This is a genomic window from Streptomyces sp. NPDC046860 (assembly GCF_040645115.1).
In the GTDB taxonomy this organism is placed as follows: domain Bacteria; phylum Actinomycetota; class Actinomycetes; order Streptomycetales; family Streptomycetaceae; genus Streptomyces.
Genome location: NZ_JBEYXQ010000007.1, coordinates 223,619 through 238,055 on the forward strand (window position 1 = coordinate 223,619; position 14,437 = coordinate 238,055).

General features: G+C 73.3%; 19 protein-coding genes and 1 tRNA gene. 6 read left to right on the forward strand and 14 right to left on the reverse strand.

Going from position 1 to position 14,437, the window contains the following annotated elements; all coding sequences use genetic code 11:
- Nucleotides 1-10: 10 nt before the first annotated feature.
- The 5 genes from ABZ898_RS13275 to ABZ898_RS13295 form a co-directional block, all read right to left on the reverse strand.
- On the reverse strand, nt 11-190 hold the full coding sequence (locus tag ABZ898_RS13275) for a hypothetical protein (RefSeq protein WP_161146439.1): 180 nt from the start codon (nt 188-190) through the stop codon (nt 11-13).
- Nucleotides 191-352: 162 nt separating this feature from the next.
- Nucleotides 353-437 (reverse strand) — tRNA-Ser (locus ABZ898_RS13280).
- A gap of 69 nt (nt 438-506) precedes the next feature.
- Nucleotides 507-938 (reverse strand): tRNA adenosine(34) deaminase TadA, encoded by a 432-nt coding sequence (gene tadA, locus ABZ898_RS13285; RefSeq protein ID WP_361657067.1) that lies wholly within the window; start codon nt 936-938, stop codon nt 507-509.
- Nucleotides 939-997: 59 nt separating this feature from the next.
- Nucleotides 998-1,531, reverse strand: a complete 534-nt coding sequence (locus ABZ898_RS13290) for a hypothetical protein (RefSeq protein ID WP_361657070.1) — start codon at nt 1,529-1,531, stop codon at nt 998-1,000.
- A 354-nt stretch (nt 1,532-1,885) separates the two neighbouring features.
- The gene (locus tag ABZ898_RS13295) at nt 1,886-2,092 is read right to left on the reverse strand and encodes a hypothetical protein (protein ID WP_361657073.1); all 207 of its coding nucleotides are present in this window, start codon (nt 2,090-2,092) and stop codon (nt 1,886-1,888) included.
- Nucleotides 2,093-2,206: 114 nt separating this feature from the next.
- Here ABZ898_RS13295 and upp point away from each other — a divergent pair, with 114 nt between their 5' ends.
- Nucleotides 2,207-2,842 carry a uracil phosphoribosyltransferase gene (gene upp / locus ABZ898_RS13300; RefSeq protein WP_361656816.1) on the forward strand — a complete coding sequence of 212 codons (636 nt, stop codon included), beginning with the start codon at nt 2,207-2,209 and terminating at the stop codon, nt 2,840-2,842.
- Between the two features lie 37 nt (nt 2,843-2,879).
- Here upp and ABZ898_RS13305 read toward each other — a convergent pair whose 3' ends face one another.
- Both ABZ898_RS13305 and ABZ898_RS13310 read right to left on the reverse strand, forming a co-directional pair.
- A complete protein-coding gene (locus ABZ898_RS13305; protein WP_361656818.1) occupies nt 2,880-3,527 on the reverse strand; it encodes a LytR C-terminal domain-containing protein in 648 nt (215 codons plus the stop codon).
- Between the two features lie 118 nt (nt 3,528-3,645).
- Nucleotides 3,646-3,942 carry a type II toxin-antitoxin system VapB family antitoxin gene (locus ABZ898_RS13310; RefSeq protein WP_003986294.1) on the reverse strand — a complete coding sequence of 99 codons (297 nt, stop codon included), beginning with the start codon at nt 3,940-3,942 and terminating at the stop codon, nt 3,646-3,648.
- Nucleotides 3,943-4,072: 130 nt separating this feature from the next.
- Between ABZ898_RS13310 and ABZ898_RS13315 the strand changes: the two genes are divergently transcribed.
- On the forward strand, nt 4,073-5,656 hold the full coding sequence (locus tag ABZ898_RS13315) for a helicase HerA-like domain-containing protein (protein ID WP_361656821.1): 1,584 nt from the start codon (nt 4,073-4,075) through the stop codon (nt 5,654-5,656).
- A 38-nt stretch (nt 5,657-5,694) separates the two neighbouring features.
- On the opposite strand, the gene ABZ898_RS13320 is transcribed toward ABZ898_RS13315, so the two are convergent.
- The 5 genes from ABZ898_RS13320 to ABZ898_RS13340 form a co-directional block, all read right to left on the reverse strand.
- Nucleotides 5,695-5,820: a hypothetical protein gene (locus ABZ898_RS13320; RefSeq protein ID WP_361656824.1), complete on the reverse strand. Its 126-nt coding sequence runs from the start codon at nt 5,818-5,820 to the stop codon at nt 5,695-5,697.
- A gap of 52 nt (nt 5,821-5,872) precedes the next feature.
- Entirely contained in the window at nt 5,873-6,196 is a 324-nt protein-coding gene (locus tag ABZ898_RS13325) for a hypothetical protein (protein ID WP_361656827.1), read from the reverse strand.
- Nucleotides 6,197-6,317: 121 nt separating this feature from the next.
- Nucleotides 6,318-7,064 carry an HdeD family acid-resistance protein gene (locus ABZ898_RS13330; protein ID WP_361656830.1) on the reverse strand — a complete coding sequence of 249 codons (747 nt, stop codon included), beginning with the start codon at nt 7,062-7,064 and terminating at the stop codon, nt 6,318-6,320.
- 59 nt (nt 7,065-7,123) lie between these two features.
- Nucleotides 7,124-7,723: an HhH-GPD-type base excision DNA repair protein gene (locus ABZ898_RS13335; protein WP_361656833.1), complete on the reverse strand. Its 600-nt coding sequence runs from the start codon at nt 7,721-7,723 to the stop codon at nt 7,124-7,126.
- A gap of 24 nt (nt 7,724-7,747) precedes the next feature.
- Complete coding sequence (locus ABZ898_RS13340; protein ID WP_361656836.1) at nt 7,748-8,470, reverse strand: siderophore-interacting protein; 723 nt, start codon at nt 8,468-8,470, stop codon at nt 7,748-7,750.
- 83 nt (nt 8,471-8,553) lie between these two features.
- Here ABZ898_RS13340 and ABZ898_RS13345 point away from each other — a divergent pair, with 83 nt between their 5' ends.
- From ABZ898_RS13345 to ABZ898_RS13360, 4 genes are all read left to right on the forward strand, one after another.
- Nucleotides 8,554-10,680, forward strand: coding sequence for a penicillin acylase family protein (locus tag ABZ898_RS13345; protein WP_361656839.1), 2,127 nt, complete (start codon nt 8,554-8,556; stop codon nt 10,678-10,680).
- Complete coding sequence (locus ABZ898_RS13350; protein WP_361656841.1) at nt 10,673-11,281, forward strand: GNAT family N-acetyltransferase; 609 nt, start codon at nt 10,673-10,675, stop codon at nt 11,279-11,281. Before ABZ898_RS13345 ends, ABZ898_RS13350 begins: the two co-directional genes overlap by 8 nt.
- Nucleotides 11,282-11,380: 99 nt before the next feature.
- Entirely contained in the window at nt 11,381-13,075 is a 1,695-nt protein-coding gene (locus ABZ898_RS13355) for a copper resistance protein CopC (protein WP_361657076.1), read from the forward strand.
- 6 nt (nt 13,076-13,081) lie between these two features.
- On the forward strand, nt 13,082-13,672 hold the full coding sequence (locus tag ABZ898_RS13360; protein ID WP_361656844.1) for a poly-gamma-glutamate hydrolase family protein: 591 nt from the start codon (nt 13,082-13,084) through the stop codon (nt 13,670-13,672).
- Nucleotides 13,673-13,713: 41 nt separating this feature from the next.
- Here the strand turns inward: ABZ898_RS13360 and ABZ898_RS13365 are convergent, their stop codons facing one another.
- Together ABZ898_RS13365 and ABZ898_RS13370 are read right to left on the reverse strand one after the other, a co-directional pair.
- The gene (locus ABZ898_RS13365; RefSeq protein WP_361656847.1) at nt 13,714-14,139 is read right to left on the reverse strand and encodes a PIN domain-containing protein; all 426 of its coding nucleotides are present in this window, start codon (nt 14,137-14,139) and stop codon (nt 13,714-13,716) included.
- A complete protein-coding gene (locus tag ABZ898_RS13370) occupies nt 14,136-14,414 on the reverse strand; it encodes a CopG family transcriptional regulator (protein ID WP_361656850.1) in 279 nt (92 codons plus the stop codon). The genes ABZ898_RS13365 and ABZ898_RS13370 overlap by 4 nt, the downstream gene beginning before the upstream one ends.
- Nucleotides 14,415-14,437 lie beyond the last annotated feature (23 nt).

Below are 14,437 nucleotides of genomic sequence, written 5' to 3' on the forward strand. Positions count from 1 at the left end.
TTCGGCCGGGTCAGCTCTTTCCGCCGTCGACGACCCAGGTCATGAAGTCCCCGATCGCCCCGGCGGCGTCCGATATGCCCTCGAAGGCTATCTGGACGTAGTCGGCGGCCTTGGCCGGGTCCGTGATGATCACGTACATCGCGAAGCCGACGAGCGCGAACACGACGATCTTCTTGGCGTTCACCGCCACCGCGGCCTCCCCTGTCTCTTGGACCCCACTGACCTGCCTGCGGCGGTGAGTGTAGCCGTCACGCGCCTCGATGCACCCAACAGGGCGCGGGTGATCGGTACTTGGTGCGGCCCGAGGCGGAACGCACGAAGGGCCCCGTCCGTGGACGGGGCCCTTCCGAAGCGGTAGCGGAGGGATTTGAACCCTCGGTGACTTGCGCCACACTCGCTTTCGAGGCGAGCTCCTTCGGCCGCTCGGACACGCTACCGAGGGAGACCTTACAGCAAGGTGCCCCATGGGCAGAAATCGATACCCGGAGCCCCTCCCAGCAGGGCTTTCAGCGGCCTCTGAAGAACTCCGTCAGCGGCCGCGCGCACTCCTCGGCGAGCACACCCTGAACGACCTCCGGCCGGTGGTTGAGCCGCCGGTCGCGCACGACGTCCCAGAGGGAGCCGGCCGCGCCCGCCTTGTCGTCGCGGGCGCCGTAGACCACCCGCTCCACGCGGGACTGCACCAGCGCGCCCGCGCACATCGTGCACGGCTCCAGCGTCACCACGAGCGTGCAGCCGGTCAGCCGCCACTCGCCGGCCGCGGCGGCGGCCCGGCGCAGCGCCAGCACCTCCGCGTGGGCGGTCGGATCGCCGGTGGCCTCCCGCTCGTTGTGCCCGGCGCCCAGCACGGTGGTGCCGTCCGGGCCGAGCACGACGGCGCCCACCGGGACGTCGCCGCCGAGCGCGGCCCGCCCGGCCTCGGCCAGGGCGAGCCGCATCGCGGGACGCCAGGGGTCGCGCACCGGGTCCACGGTTCCTCGGGTCTCGTACGGGGCGGTCAGCGGACGGTCTCCAGTACCTCCGAGGCGCCCAGCGCCTCGGCGATCGCGCCCAGGGCGTCATCGGCGTCCAGGGCACGCAGCTGCCGCTCGCCGATGCCGAGATCGCCGAGGATCAGCCGGTCGCCGACCGGGCTGTGCGGGACGGCGTCGGCGTCGGAGCCCTCCTCGCCCTCCTCGCCCTCGGACTCGCCGTCCTCCGTGCCGTCGAGGTCCAGGGAGTCCAGGTCGGGCCCGTCGTCGGCGCCGGGCTCGCGGCCCAGCAGCTCGTCGGTGAGCAGCAGCTCCCCGTAGGCGCTGCGGGCGGCCGCGGCGGCGTCGGAGACGTAGATGCGGGGGTCTTCCTCCCCGTCCACCCGGACGACCCCGAACCAGGAGTCCTCCTGCTCGATCAGGACGAGCACCGTGTCCTCCTCCGGCGATGCCTCGCGGGCGAGGTCGGCCAGATCGGACAGGGTCTCCACATCGTCGAGCTCCGTGTCGCTCGCTTCCCACCCGTCTTCGGTGCGCGCGAGCAGTGCGGCGAAGTACACCGTGACTCTCCCACTGGTCATAGGCGTGCCGGTTGGGGGTCCCCCCGGCGGAGGTCCGGGCGGGAGGGAGCTGGTGCGCTCCGGGGTCCGCCCACTGGGAATCGTGGCAGAAACAAGTCGCTCAGGGGACGTCTTCGGCTCCCTGTGTCCGGCTGTTTCGGTCGTCCGCGCTCAAACGGCCGACCGTGGGTCCGTAAAGGGCTCACCAGCACACCCGTTGCCGCCACCTGCGGATCGTACGCGGCTGCGCGGGTGCCCACGCACGCCCGTCTCCGCGGCCGCGGGACGGGCGCCGATCATGCTCGCCGGGAGCTTTCCCCGGTGCTTGCTGACAGGACCGTACGACGGCGGGGGCTACCAGCGGAACGTTCGCATGCGCATGGCGTGGCGCAGCCGGGCCGCCTTGGCGCGGCGCGGCTGGACCCGGTCGCGCAGCTGCCGGGCCTCGGCGAGGTCGCGGAGGAACTGGGCGCGCCTGCGCCTGCGTTCGGCTTCCGTCTCGGGCCTCGGGGGCCGGAAGGGCGCGAGCGGTCCGGTCGACGCCGGGCCGTTGTTCGGCAGGTCTGGCAGGTCAGGCACGGTCTCACCACCCCGGTCGGTCTCCATCGCATTCCCCCGGACGGGCGGTTTGATGCCGACACGAGGCACGGGGCGGGCACGGTTACTGTTGAAGGCATGCGTCTCCACGTCGTCGACCACCCTCTGGTCGCTCACAAGCTCACCACGCTGCGCGACCAGCGCACCGACTCCGCGACCTTCCGCCGTCTCGCCGACGAGCTGGTCACCCTGCTCGCCTACGAGGCCACGCGGGACGTGCGCACCGAGGCCGTCGACATCCAGACGCCGGTCGCCCGGACCACCGGCGTCAAGCTCGCCCGCCCGCGCCCGCTGGTGGTGCCGATCCTGCGCGCCGGCCTCGGCATGCTCGACGGCATGGTCCGGCTGCTGCCGACCGCCGAGGTGGGCTTCCTGGGCATGATCCGCAACGAGGAGACGCTCCAGGCGGAGACCTACGCCTCGCGCATGCCGGACGACCTCTCCGGCCGCCAGGTGTACGTCCTGGACCCGATGCTGGCCACGGGCGGCACCCTGGTCGCGGCCATCCGCGAGCTGATCGCCCGCGGTGCCGACGACGTGACCGCCGTGGTCCTGCTGGCCTCGCCCGAGGGTGTGGAGATCCTGGAGCGCGACCTCGCGGGCACCCCGGTCACCGTGGTCACGGCCGCGGTGGACGAGCGCCTGAACGAGCAGGGCTACATCGTCCCCGGCCTGGGCGACGCGGGCGACCGTCTGTACGGCGCCGCCGAGTAGTGACGCCGACGGGGCCGCCCGGCCGGGCGGCCCCGGATCAGCAGGTCTTCTTCTCGGCGGTCGTGACCGCCGTGACCTGCTGCGGCGCGGTCAGCCTGGTGACCGCGCTGTCGGCCGCGGGCCGCTGGGTGAGGGTCTTGAACCCGTCCCCGATGACCAGGTCCAGGGTGGCGTTCTTGCGGGCTGCGTCGGTGCGGCGCTCGGCGCCGGTGAGCTGGGTGCTCAGTACCGGCAGCGTCGTGTCGAGGGCGGCGGCGGGCCCGATGAGCAGCCCGGTGCCCTTGACCTTCTTGTCGAACTGCTTGTCCGCGTTGCCCACGTCGCCGATCTTGAAGCCGCGCTTCTTCAGCTCGTCCGCCGTCTGCTTGGCGAGCCCGGAGCGCGTGGTGGCGTTGTAGACGTTCACGGTGATGGTGCCGGGCTTGGGCAGGGCCCGTACCGGCGCGGCCGAGGCGGCCTTGGTCTTGGTGCGGCAGTCCGCCGCGTGGCCGGACACCGAGCCGTCGCCGCCGGTGAAGACGTCGATGAGCTGCAGCGTGCCCCAGCCGGCGACGCCCAGCGCGGCCACGGAGGCCACGACGGCGGCGACGAGCCTGCCGCGTCGCCGGGGCGGGCGCATCCGAGGGTAGGTGTCCCCTGTGATCCGGTATTTACCGCCCATGCCGGGGGGAGTCAGCATGCTCATGAACGCAGCGTAGTGCGCCGGGGCCGCGATGCCTATTAGATGATCAGTCCATCCGGCCTAGCGGAACCCGAAAGAGGTAACCGGCGGGCCGCGCGGGGTGGCTGGTGCGGGGGAGCGCTCAGCCCAGTTCGAGGACGCGGGCGTGCAGCACCTGGCGCTGCTGGAGCGCGGCGCGCACCGCGCGGTGCAGACCGTCCTCCAGATAGAGGTCGCCCTGCCACTTCACGACGTGGGCGAAGAGGTCGCCGTAGAACGTCGAGTCCTCGGCGAGCAGCGTCTCCAGGTCGAGCTGCTGCTTGGTGGTCACGAGCTGATCGAGGCGGACCGGGCGCGGCGCGACGTCCGCCCACTGCCGGGTGCTCTCCCGGCCGTGGTCGGGGTACGGCCGGCCGTTTCCGATGCGCTTGAAGATCACACGGAAAGCCTACCGGCCCAGACGTTCCGGGCGCAGCCATGGCGGTGGAGTGCGAGGCTGAAAAAGACACGGCAAAGCGGGCATTACGGCGACTACCGGCAGCGGCGGTCGCCGGGACAGGGGCCTTGAGATGACCGACAGCGCGACCACGCCCCCCGCCGACGGCTCGGGCCCGCCGCAACTGCCCGCGCCGGCCCGCGAGATCGCCGCCGGGTACGCCTTCACCGGGCCCGCGCTCGACCTGGGCGCGCTGCTGTGGGACGGGGCGTGCCTCCCGGGCGCCCAGGTGCGGGTGCCGCTGCCGATGCTCAACCGGCACGGCCTGGTCGCGGGCGCCACCGGCACCGGGAAGACCAAGACGCTCCAGCTGATCGCCGAACAACTCTCCGCGCAGGGCGTCCCGGTGTTCCTCGCGGACGTCAAGGGCGACCTGTCCGGCGTCGCGCGGCCCGGCCAGGGCGGGGAGCGGGTGAGCGCGCGGGCCGCCGAGACCGGACAGAGCTGGTCGGCGGAGGGCTTCCCGGCCGAGTTCCTCGCGCTCGGCGGCATCGGCCACGGCATCCCGGTGCGGGCCACGGTCACCAGCTTCGGGCCGGTGCTGCTGTCCAAGGTGCTGGGCCTGAACCGCACTCAGGAGCAGTCCCTCGGACTGGTCTTCCACTACGCCGACACCAAGGGTCTGGAGCTGGTCGATCTCAAGGACCTCCGCGCGGTCGTCGCCTTCCTCACCTCCGACGAGGGCAAGCCCGAACTGAAGGGCATCGGCGGGCTGTCCACCGCCACGGCCGGGGTGATCCTGCGCTCGCTGACCGCGTTCGAGGCGCAGGGCATGGCCGACTTCTTCGGCGAGCCCGAGTTCGACACCGCCGACCTGCTGCGCCTCGCGCCCGACGGCCGGGGTGTGGTGTCGGTGCTGGAGCTGCCCGCCGTGCAGGACAAGCCGCGGCTGTTCTCCACGTTCCTGATGTGGCTGCTGGCCGACCTCTTCCACGACCTCCCCGAGGTGGGCGACGTGGACAGGCCGAAGCTGGTGTTCTTCTTCGACGAGGCGCATCTGCTCTTCCACGACGCCTCCGAGGCCTTCCTGGACGCCATCACCCAGACCGTGCGGCTGATCCGGTCCAAGGGGGTCGGCGTCTTCTTCGTCACCCAGACCCCGAAGGACGTGCCCTCCGACGTTCTCGGCCAGCTCGGCAACCGTGTCCAGCACGCCCTGCGCGCGTTCACCCCGGACGACCAGAAGGCGCTGAAGGCGACCGTGAAGACCTTCCCGGACTCCCCGTACGACCTGGAGGAGCTGCTGACCGGCCTCGGCACCGGCGAGGCGGTGATCACCGTGCTCAGCGAGAACGGCGCCCCGACCCCGGTCGCCGCCACCCGTCTGCGCGCGCCCGAGTCCCTGATGGGGCCGGTGGACGCGGGCGAGCTGGACCGGGCGGTCCGGGACTCGCCGCTCCACCCGCGTTATGCACAGGCTGTGGACCGGGAGTCGGCGTACGAGAAGCTGGCCGCGGCACCGAAGCCCGCCGCCGAGCCCGCCGGGTCCGCCGCCGAGCCCGCCCGGAAGCGGGAGAAGGCCCCCGCCGAGGACCCCTCGCTGGTGGAACAGGTCGTCGGCAGCGGCATGTTCAGGTCGCTGGCCCGCTCGATCGGCAGCCAGCTCGGCCGCGAGATCACCCGTTCCCTCTTCGGCACGGCCCGGCGGAGGCGGTAGGGGCCGCGGACCCGGTCCCGCCCGCCTCCGCCGCGGCGTCAGCGGCGCTTCTCCTGCGGCGGCCGCCGGCGCTGGGCCGCTTCACTGTCCGGCCGGTGCGGCGCGTTGCGCCTGGCCTCCGCGCGCAGCAGCGCGCGCAGGACCGCGTAAGGGTCGGTGGGCATGGCAGGTCCTCCTGCTCGAAGCTGACAGAGCTGTGCCGACTGCTCGGCTCCGTCAGCAGCGCAGGACCACCGTGCGCAGCAGGGGTGCGGTGCAGGGGGGCCGCGTCCGTCCGGTGACCGGGTCCGCGCCGGGTGGGGCGGGCGCGGGGCCGGGCAGGGGAGCGGCGCGGTCGGGGACGTCGGCCCGGTGCCGGGCACGCGCGCCGGGGAGGGCCGGTGTGGCGGACACGTCCTGTTCGTACTCCTGGACCGCGCCCGGCACCGGTTCCGCCTGGGCCGCGGTCACATGGCCGGCGGGCACCGACAGGGCGAGCAGCAGCACGAGCGTCCGGAACAGGAGGCGGACGCGCGAGACGCGAGGACGTGCGGTGCTCACACAGGGGAATGTCCCCACCGGAACCCCCCGCTCCGCCTCCTGCCCTCCAGATCCGCTCGCTCGGCGTACGGCGGCGGCGGGAGGTTGACGACAGGAGGCGGCGCGGGCGGCGGGCGGGGAGTCAGACCGTCTGCGGGATCTCCTTGGCCCGGCCCTTGATCCGGATGGCGGTGATGATCTCGACGATGCCGACGACGATCAGCCACCAGCCGCCGACCAGCGTCAGCACGGCCACCGACTCGAAGGGGGAGTCGATCAGGACGATGCCGGCGATGAAGGTGACGACGCCGAGGAAGATGTGCCAGCCGCGGGCGGGCATGCCCTTGTCGGAGATGGCGGCCATCGTCTGGGTGACGCCCCGGATCAGCCAGCCGATGCCGATCCACAGGGCGAGCAGCAGGATCGACTGGTACGGCCCGCGGAAGCAGAGCAGGCCCAGAAGGATCGACAGACCGCCGCTGAGGAAGGCCAGCACCCGCAGCGAGGTCTTCTGGTGCGTGCCGAAGGCGGAGACCAGCTGGAAGACACCGCTGATCAGGAGGTAGAGGCCGAACAGCACCCCTACCGCGACCAGCGTGGCTCCGGGCCAGATCAGCACCAGGATGCCGAGGATGAGCGAGGCGATGCCGGTGAGCAGGACGACCTGCCAGGCCGCCTTGGACAGCGCGTGCAGGGGGCCTTCGAGCGCGGCGTCGGGCTCGTGGTTCTCCGGCCCGGGCCGCTCGCGGTCCTTGTCCGCTTTGTCCGTGCGGAGCGGCTCGGGGCCGCCCCGGCCTGCCTCGGAGGTGCCGGGCTGGGCCTTGGCCGCGCCGGCGTTCGGGTCGTACGGGTGGCCCTGCGCGGGGCCGCCGGTGGGTGGCTCGGTCATGTTCCATGCTTGGACCGAAAGCGGACATTCCGCCACTCGAGGGCGTCCCGCGAGCGCTGTCACCCCGCCGGACGGGCCGCCTTCGCGGCCTTCGCCGCCGCCTTCATCTCCTGCTTGTGCGCCCGCACCTTGGCCAGCGACTCGGGCCCGGTGATGTCGGCGACGGAGCGGTACGACCTCGCCTCGCCGTAGGCCCCCGCCGCCTCCCGCCATCCCTTGGGCGTCACCCCGAGCTGCTTGCCGAGCAGGGCGAGGAAGATCTGCGCCTTCTGCTTGCCGAACCCCGGCAGCGCCTCCAGCCGCTTCAGCAGTTCGGCGCCGCTGCCCGCGTCCCGCCACACCGCCTCGGCGTCACCGTCGTAGTGCTCGACCAGGTACTGGCACAGGGCCTGCACCCGCTTGGCCATCGACCCCGGATAGCGGTGCACGGCCGGCTTCTCGGAGAGCAGGGCCGCGAACTCCTCCGGGTCGCGGGCGGCGATGTCGTGCGCGTCCAGATCGTCGGCGCCCATGCGGCGCGCGATGGTCTCCGGGCCCTTGAACGCCCACTCCATCGGGATCTGCTGGTCCAGCAGCATCCCGGTGAGCGCGGCGAGCGGGCTGCGGCCGAGCAGCGCGTCGGCGTCGGCGTCCTGGGCGAGGTGCAGGGTGACGTCCATGCGTCCATGATCCCGCGTGGCGGTTCAGTCCGCCCGCCAGTACCCCAGCGCGTGCACCCGCTGCTTCGGCACGTTCAGCTCCTTGCGGACGAAGGCGCCGAGGGCGCGCGTCGTCGCGGTGTCGCAGGCGATCCACACGTACGGGTGCTCGGTGCCGGACAGGATCGCGGGCAGCTCGGCGCGGACCCGCTCGACGAGGTGCCGGCCCGCGTCCTCGCGCGGCACCTCGCGGATCTCGTGCCGCTCCGGGTCGGCCCCCGAGGGGAGTCCGTCGAGGGCGCCCTCGAACCAGACGGTCGCCGGGGCCGGACCCAGCTCCGCCAGCAGGGAGTTGATCGCGGGCAGCGAGGCGGTGTCCCCGACCACGAGGACGTGCGAGGGGCCGGGCTCGGGGCGCTGGAAGCCGGTGCCCTGGACGGTCGCCTCGACGGTGTCGCCCTCCTTCGCCGCGCGGGCCCAGTCCGAGGCGCACCCCTCGTGCAGGGCGAACTCCAGGGAGAAGGTGCCGGTCTCGGGGTCGGGGTCGACGAGCGTGTAGGCCCGTTGGTGGGGACGGCCGCCGTCGGAGAACCACAGGCGGACCCACATCGTGGGGTGCGTCCCGGTCGCCGCGAGCAGCCCGCCGTCGGTCATCCGCAGCCGGCGGTAGTGCGGGGTGACGTCCTCGGTCCCGGTCACCGTGAAGGTGAAGTCCTTCGCCCGCAGCAGCTTGAGCACCGCGCCCTCCCAGCCCCGACCCTGCCCCATCGTGTCTCCACCCCTCGCGTACGATTCCTCCACCTGGCCGTGAAGTTAGGCAAGGCTAACCTAAAAGGGAAGGGTGCTCCAGGGTGACCTCCGAGACCTACCGCGACGCCTGGGGCATCCCCCACCTGCGCGCCACCAGTGCCCGCGAACTCGCCCGCGCCCAGGGCCGGGTGACCGCGGTCGACCGTGCCTGGCAACTGGAGGTCGAGCGGCACCGCGCCCGGGGCACCTCGGCGTCCTTCCTCGGCGCCCCCGCCCTCTCCTGGGACGTGTTCGTCCGCCGCGCCCGCCTGGACGACACCGCGAGACGCTGCTTCACCGCACTCCAGAGACGGGACCCGGAGACGGCTGACTGGGTCCGCGCCTACGTCGACGGCGTCAACGCGGGCCTGTCCGAAGGGGCCGCGCGCACACCGGAGTTCGCGCGGGCGGGCCTGGCCCCCGGCCGCTGGGAGCCGTGGACCCCGCTCGGCGTCTGGCTCGGCACGCACATCCTGTTCGCCGGATTCCCGGCCAAGCTGTGGCGCGAGGAGGCGATACGGCACCTCGGCCCGGAGGCGGCCGGCCTCTTCGCCACCGACGGCCCCGGCACCGCGGGCAGCAACGGCTGGCTGCTGTCCGGCGCCCGCACCACCACCGGGCTCCCCCTCCTCGCCGGTGACCCGCACCGCTTCCTGGAGGAGCCCGGCGTCTACCAGCAGATCCGCCTCTCCTGCCCCGAGTTCGACGTCACCGGCCTCGCGGTGCCCGGCGTCCCCGGCATCGCCCACTTCGCCCACACCGGTTCCGCCGCCTGGGCCATCACCAACGCCATGGCCGACTACCAGGACCTCTACCGCGAGCGCCTCAGGCGCACGGGCGCGGGCGTGCAGGCGCTGGGCCCGGACGGGGTCTGGCGGCGGGCGTCCCGCGAAGTGGAACTCGTGGCGGTCGCGGGGGAGGAGGCCGTGGAGGTCGAGGTCATCGAGACGGAGCGGGGGCCGGTGATCGCCGGTGGGCCCGAAGGGCTCGGCGGCCTGGAGGGGGCGCTGCGGCCGGGGGAGGAGAACACCCCCGCCACGGCCCTCGCCCTGCGCCACCCGCCCCGCGTGACGGAGGACCTGGGCTTCAGCGCCCTCCTCCCGCTCCTCAGGGCCCGCACCGTCGCCGACGTCGACCGGGCGTTGGACGCCTGGGCCGAGCCGGTCAACGTCGTCCAGGCCGCCGACACCACGGGCGCCGTCCTGCACCGGGTCGCCGGACGCGTACCCGTGCGCGCCCGCGCCAACAGCCTTCGTCTGGTCCCCGCTTGGGAAGAGGGTTACGAATGGCGGGGCTGGCACACCCCGCCGTACGCCGGCCTGGAGGACGGCGTGGCCGTGATGGCCAACCAGCGCGGCCCGGCAGCCCCCCTGGGCGTCGAGTTCGCCCCGCCGCACCGCGCCGACCGCATCCGCGCCCTCCTCGGCCGCCGCCCCTCCTGGTCCGCCGCCGATCTCCCCGCCGTCCACACCGACACCCACCTGGCCTCCGCGGCGCCCCTCCTGGACCACCTCGCGGCCCTGACCGCCCTCACCCCGGACGCCGCCCGCCTCCGCGACCGCCTGCTCGCCTGGGACCGGCACATGGACGCCGACAGCACGGACGCCGCGGCCTACGCGGCCCTCCGCACGGCGGTGGTCCGCCGCCTGGCCGCGCACCCCGCCTTCGCCCCCCTCACCGAAACCCCGGCCTACCCCGAGGTCCTCCTCCCCTGGATGTCCCTCACGGCCCGCATCGGCTTCGCCCTCGAACACCTGCTGAGAGCGGAGGAGTTGTACGGGATCGACCGCCGCGAGGCCGTACGGGCCGCCCTGGAGGAGACCGCGGCCGCACCTCCCGCGGGCCCCTGGTCCGACAGCCACCGCGTGGCCCCCTGGCGTGCCCTGCCCGAAGGCCCGTACACGGAACCGGGGCTGGCCGGTGACCACGACTGCGTCAACTGCACCACCGCCGTGCCCGGCATCACCGACCTCGCAGCCCGGGGCCCCGCCGCCCGCTACGTGTGGGACCTGCACGACCGGCGGAACAGCCGCTGGATCGTCCCGTTCGGCGCGGACGGCGTACCCGGCGCACCCCACCACCGTGACCAACTCCCCCTGTGGCTCGCGGGAGACATGGCTCCGGTCGTGACCGACTGGACCCTGCTCACCCTCGAACACACCGACCTCCCCGAGGAAGCACATGCCTGAGAACACGCTCCACGCCCAGCACGTCCCCGGCTTCGGCACCGTCGCCGTCCGCCCGCTGGACCCCGCGACGGACGCCCCCGTGATCCACGCCTGGGTCTCGGAGGAACGGGCCGCCTTCTGGGGCATGACGGACCTCACCGAGTCCCAAGTGGCCGACATCTACGCCCACATGGCCACCCTCGACACCCACCACGCCCACCTCGTCACCAAGGACGGCGAACCGGCGGCCCTCCTCCAGACCTACGATCCCGCCGCCGACCGCGTGAGCGAGGTTTACGAGGTCCGCCCCGGAGACGTCGGCGTCCACCTCCTCCTCGCCCCCGCCGCCCCCGGCGCCCGGCGCCCCGGCTGGACCTCGGCCCTGCTGACCGTGGTGGCGGAGTACGTGCTGCGCGTGCTGGGCCGCACCCGCGTCGTGGTCGACCCGGACGTACGGAACACCAAGGCCATCACCCGCTTCGCACGCCAGGGCTTCACCACCGGCCCCGAGGTCGTCCTCCCCGAGATCGACCTGCCGGACGTGTACCTCCCCGAGAAGCGCGCCCGTCTCGCCTTCCTCACCCGCGAGGCGGCCGGCACGGAGGCCACCGGTACGGTTTGAGCGCGCCGCCGCGAACATCCGTACAGGCGGGGGACAGGGCGGGATCGAAGACGGAGGCGGGGCGGCGTGCGCGACCGTGGAAAAGCGCTCAGGCGCGTGCTGTTGGCGGTCGCGAGCCTGGTTCTGCTCGTCCTCGGAACCGCCTCCCCGGCCTCCGCGCACGCGGCCCTGCGCGCGACCGACCCGGAGGACGGAACGATCCTCCAGCGGGCCCCGCGCACGCTGACCCTGACCTACACCGAGTCGGTGGGCCTGCTCACCGACTCCTTCCGCGTCTACGACCCCCAGAACCACCGCCTGCGCACCGGCCGGGCCGACCACGCCCCCGGCAGGGCGGACACGGTCCGGGTCCCGCTCCCGGCGCGGATGGCCAAGGGCACCTACGTGGTGGCGTGGCGCGTGGTGTCCGCCGACAGCCACCCCGTCTCCGGCGCGCTCACCTTCTCCGTCGGCGAGCGCACGGTGACGGCGGCGACGGCTCCCGGGCAGAAGGAGAACCGGACCACCACCAGCCTCTACAACATCGCCCGCTACCTCGCGTACCTCGCCGTGACCGTCCTGCTGGGAGCGGCCGCGTTCCTCGCGTACTGCCGCCCGCCCCTGCGCGCGCCCCTGCGCCCGCTGGTCCTCGCCGGCGGCGCCACCCTGCTCGGCTCGACGCTCGCCCTGCTCCTGCTGCGCGGCCCCTACGAGGAGGGCACCGCCCCGGCCCTCGGCTCGCTGGGCCGCACCCTGACCACCCGGCCCGGTGAACTCCTGCTCGCCCGGATGGCGTTGCTGCTGGTGGCGGTGGTCTGCGCGGTGGGCCTGCGCCGCTGGCGGGCCGCGGTGCCGCGCCCGGCCGCCCTGACCGTCGGCGCGATCCTGGCGGTCGCCCTCACCCTGACCTGGTCGGCCGCCGAACACGCCTCGGCCGGCATCCAGGTCCCGCTGGCCATCGCCTCCACCACCCTCCACCTGCTGGCGACGGCGGCCTGGCTGGGCGGCCTCGCGGCCCTCCTGCTGACCCTGCGGGCCACGCCCGCTCTCGCGCCGCAGGTGGTCACCCGCTTCTCCCGCCTCGCCCTCGCCTCGGTGACCGTCCTGGTCGTGACCGGCGTCTACCAGTCCTGGCGCGGCCTGGGCACCTGGCAGGCGCTCACCGGGACGACGTACGGCCGCGTGCTGCTGGCCAAGCTGGCGCTGGTCGCGGTGCTGCTGGCGGTGGCCGTGTGGTCCCGTCGGTGGACGGCCCGTCTCGCGGTCCCGGCGGCGAGGGTGCTTCAGCCCGCGGGCGCCCCGGCGCTCCCCGACCCCGCCCCGGCAGCCCCCTCCCTCCCCCACCACCGGCTGCGCCGCTCGGTCCTGGCGGAAGCGGCCGTGGGTGCGATGGTCCTGGTCCTGACGACCCTGCTCACCAGCACCCTGCCCGGCAGGTCGGCCGAGGAGGCGGCGACGGCAGAGACGGGCATCCCGGCGGCCTCGGTCACCACGGTCCCGTTCGCGGTCGGTGAGGGCGGCCAGGGCAAGGTGCAGATCACCTTCGACCCCGGCCGGGTGGGCCCGAACTCCGTGCAGGCGGTGGTCTACGGCGCGAACGGCGCCCTGGCGGCCGTCCCCGAACTCCGCATCACCATGACGCTCCCGGCCCAGCGTCTGGGCCCCCTGGACACCGGGCTCACCGACCGCGGCGGCTACTGGGCCGCGAACTCCTTCGACCTGCCGATCCCCGGCGCGTGGACGATGAAGGTGACGGTACGGGTGTCCGACCTGGACCAGGTGAGCGTCTCCCGCACGGTACGGGTGGCACGCTGAGCCGTGATGCGCACGGAGCGAGTGACGATCGAGGGCGTGGAGTTCTTGACCACGCTGTCCCCGGGCGGCCCCGTCGGCCTCCTGGCCCTGCACGGGGGCGTGGAGGGCGGCACGGCGGAACTGGCGGCTGAGGTGGCGGCCCGGACCGGAGCCACCCTGCTCACCTTCACCCAGCCGGACGGCCCCCCGGCCCACATCCCGTCCACCCGCATGTCCCCCTGCGCCCCGCTGGCCGCCTTCCTGGCCCACGCGACCCTGACGGTCTCCCTCCACGGCCACAACCGCCGGGCGGCCCCCCGCACGATCTACGTGGGCGGCAGCAACCGCCCCGCGGCCCGCGTCCTGGCCACCGCCCTCGCCGACACCCCCTTCACCCCCGTCACCACCCTCTCCGACATCCCCCACCCCCTGCGCGGCCTCCACCCCGACAACCCGGTCAACCTCACCAGCGACGGCGGAGCCCAACTGGAACTCCCGGTCCGGGCCCGCACCACCCACCCGGCCCCGACGGACCCGGAAGTCCCGCCGCAATCGGTCGTGGACGGGCTCCTGGCCGGGGTGCGGAGGCTGATGGAAAGAGAGGGAGGCCGTTGGTGATCCCCCGACGGCCAGGCCGTGAATGAGACCGGGGTGCCGTGTCATACCTTCTTGACGACGATGGTGTCCGGGAGAAGCTTCGCCAGGTCGTCCACGTCCGAGGTGAAGACCGTGACCTGCCCTTTCTGCCGACGTGCGATGACAGCGAGCACGGCATCGATCGCGTACTTGTGACCATGCAGCTTGGCATCGGCCAGGAGGCGTCGGGCTTGGCGGGCCTCGTCCTTTCCGATGTCGGCGACCTTGAGTCGGGAGAGCACCCAGTCCCAGCGCTGCTCGGTGGTCCTGCTGTCGTACGCCTCGACCAGTGTCATGGGAGACGTCACCACTTCGGCCTCGCCTCCGGCCGCGATGTCGAGCCAGGCGATCATCTTGCGGTCGCCGCGCACGGCCAGGGACAGGGCTTCGCAATCGAGTACGAAGACGCGCAGTGCCCGCTGCCTGTGATCACCAGCGCGCTTCTTCACGCTGCCTCTCCGGCATCGTGCCCTCCGACGGTGCGACGGCGTTCGTGCTCGGCGTCGAGATCGTCCAGTTCCGCGAGGGCTGCCGCGTGCTCGTCCTCGGTGACCGGCCCGTGTTCCTCCTGCAGCCAGTCGACCAGCTCCAGCAGCCGGTCCCGATCGCGCTTGAACCGCAGCGCTTCGGCCACATACGCCGAAAGTCCCCGCTCAGCCGCGTCGGTGCGGATCTCGTCGAGGAGATCTTCGGGGATCGTCACCGTGACTTTTTTCGTCGCCATACAAGCGACCATACTCCTGGTGC

Bases quoted from the DNA above. Each gene is read 5' to 3' on its own strand.
- tadA (WP_361657067.1), bottom strand. From the start codon at position 938: ATGCGGCTCGCCCTGGCCGAGGCCGGGCGGGCCGCGCTCGGCGGCGAC.
- upp (WP_361656816.1), top strand. From the start codon at position 2,207: ATGCGTCTCCACGTCGTCGACCACCCTCTGGTCGCTCACAAGCTCACC.
- ABZ898_RS13305 (WP_361656818.1), bottom strand. From the start codon at position 3,527: ATGAGCATGCTGACTCCCCCCGGCATGGGCGGTAAATACCGGATCACA.
- ABZ898_RS13315 (WP_361656821.1), top strand. From the start codon at position 4,073: ATGACCGACAGCGCGACCACGCCCCCCGCCGACGGCTCGGGCCCGCCG.
- ABZ898_RS13320 (WP_361656824.1), bottom strand. From the start codon at position 5,820: ATGCCCACCGACCCTTACGCGGTCCTGCGCGCGCTGCTGCGCGCGGAG.
- ABZ898_RS13330 (WP_361656830.1), bottom strand. From the start codon at position 7,064: ATGACCGAGCCACCCACCGGCGGCCCCGCGCAGGGCCACCCGTACGAC.
- ABZ898_RS13335 (WP_361656833.1), bottom strand. From the start codon at position 7,723: ATGGACGTCACCCTGCACCTCGCCCAGGACGCCGACGCCGACGCGCTG.
- ABZ898_RS13340 (WP_361656836.1), bottom strand. From the start codon at position 8,470: ATGGGGCAGGGTCGGGGCTGGGAGGGCGCGGTGCTCAAGCTGCTGCGG.
- ABZ898_RS13350 (WP_361656841.1), top strand. From the start codon at position 10,673: ATGCCTGAGAACACGCTCCACGCCCAGCACGTCCCCGGCTTCGGCACC.
- ABZ898_RS13360 (WP_361656844.1), top strand. From the start codon at position 13,082: ATGCGCACGGAGCGAGTGACGATCGAGGGCGTGGAGTTCTTGACCACG.
- ABZ898_RS13370 (WP_361656850.1), bottom strand. From the start codon at position 14,414: ATGGCGACGAAAAAAGTCACGGTGACGATCCCCGAAGATCTCCTCGAC.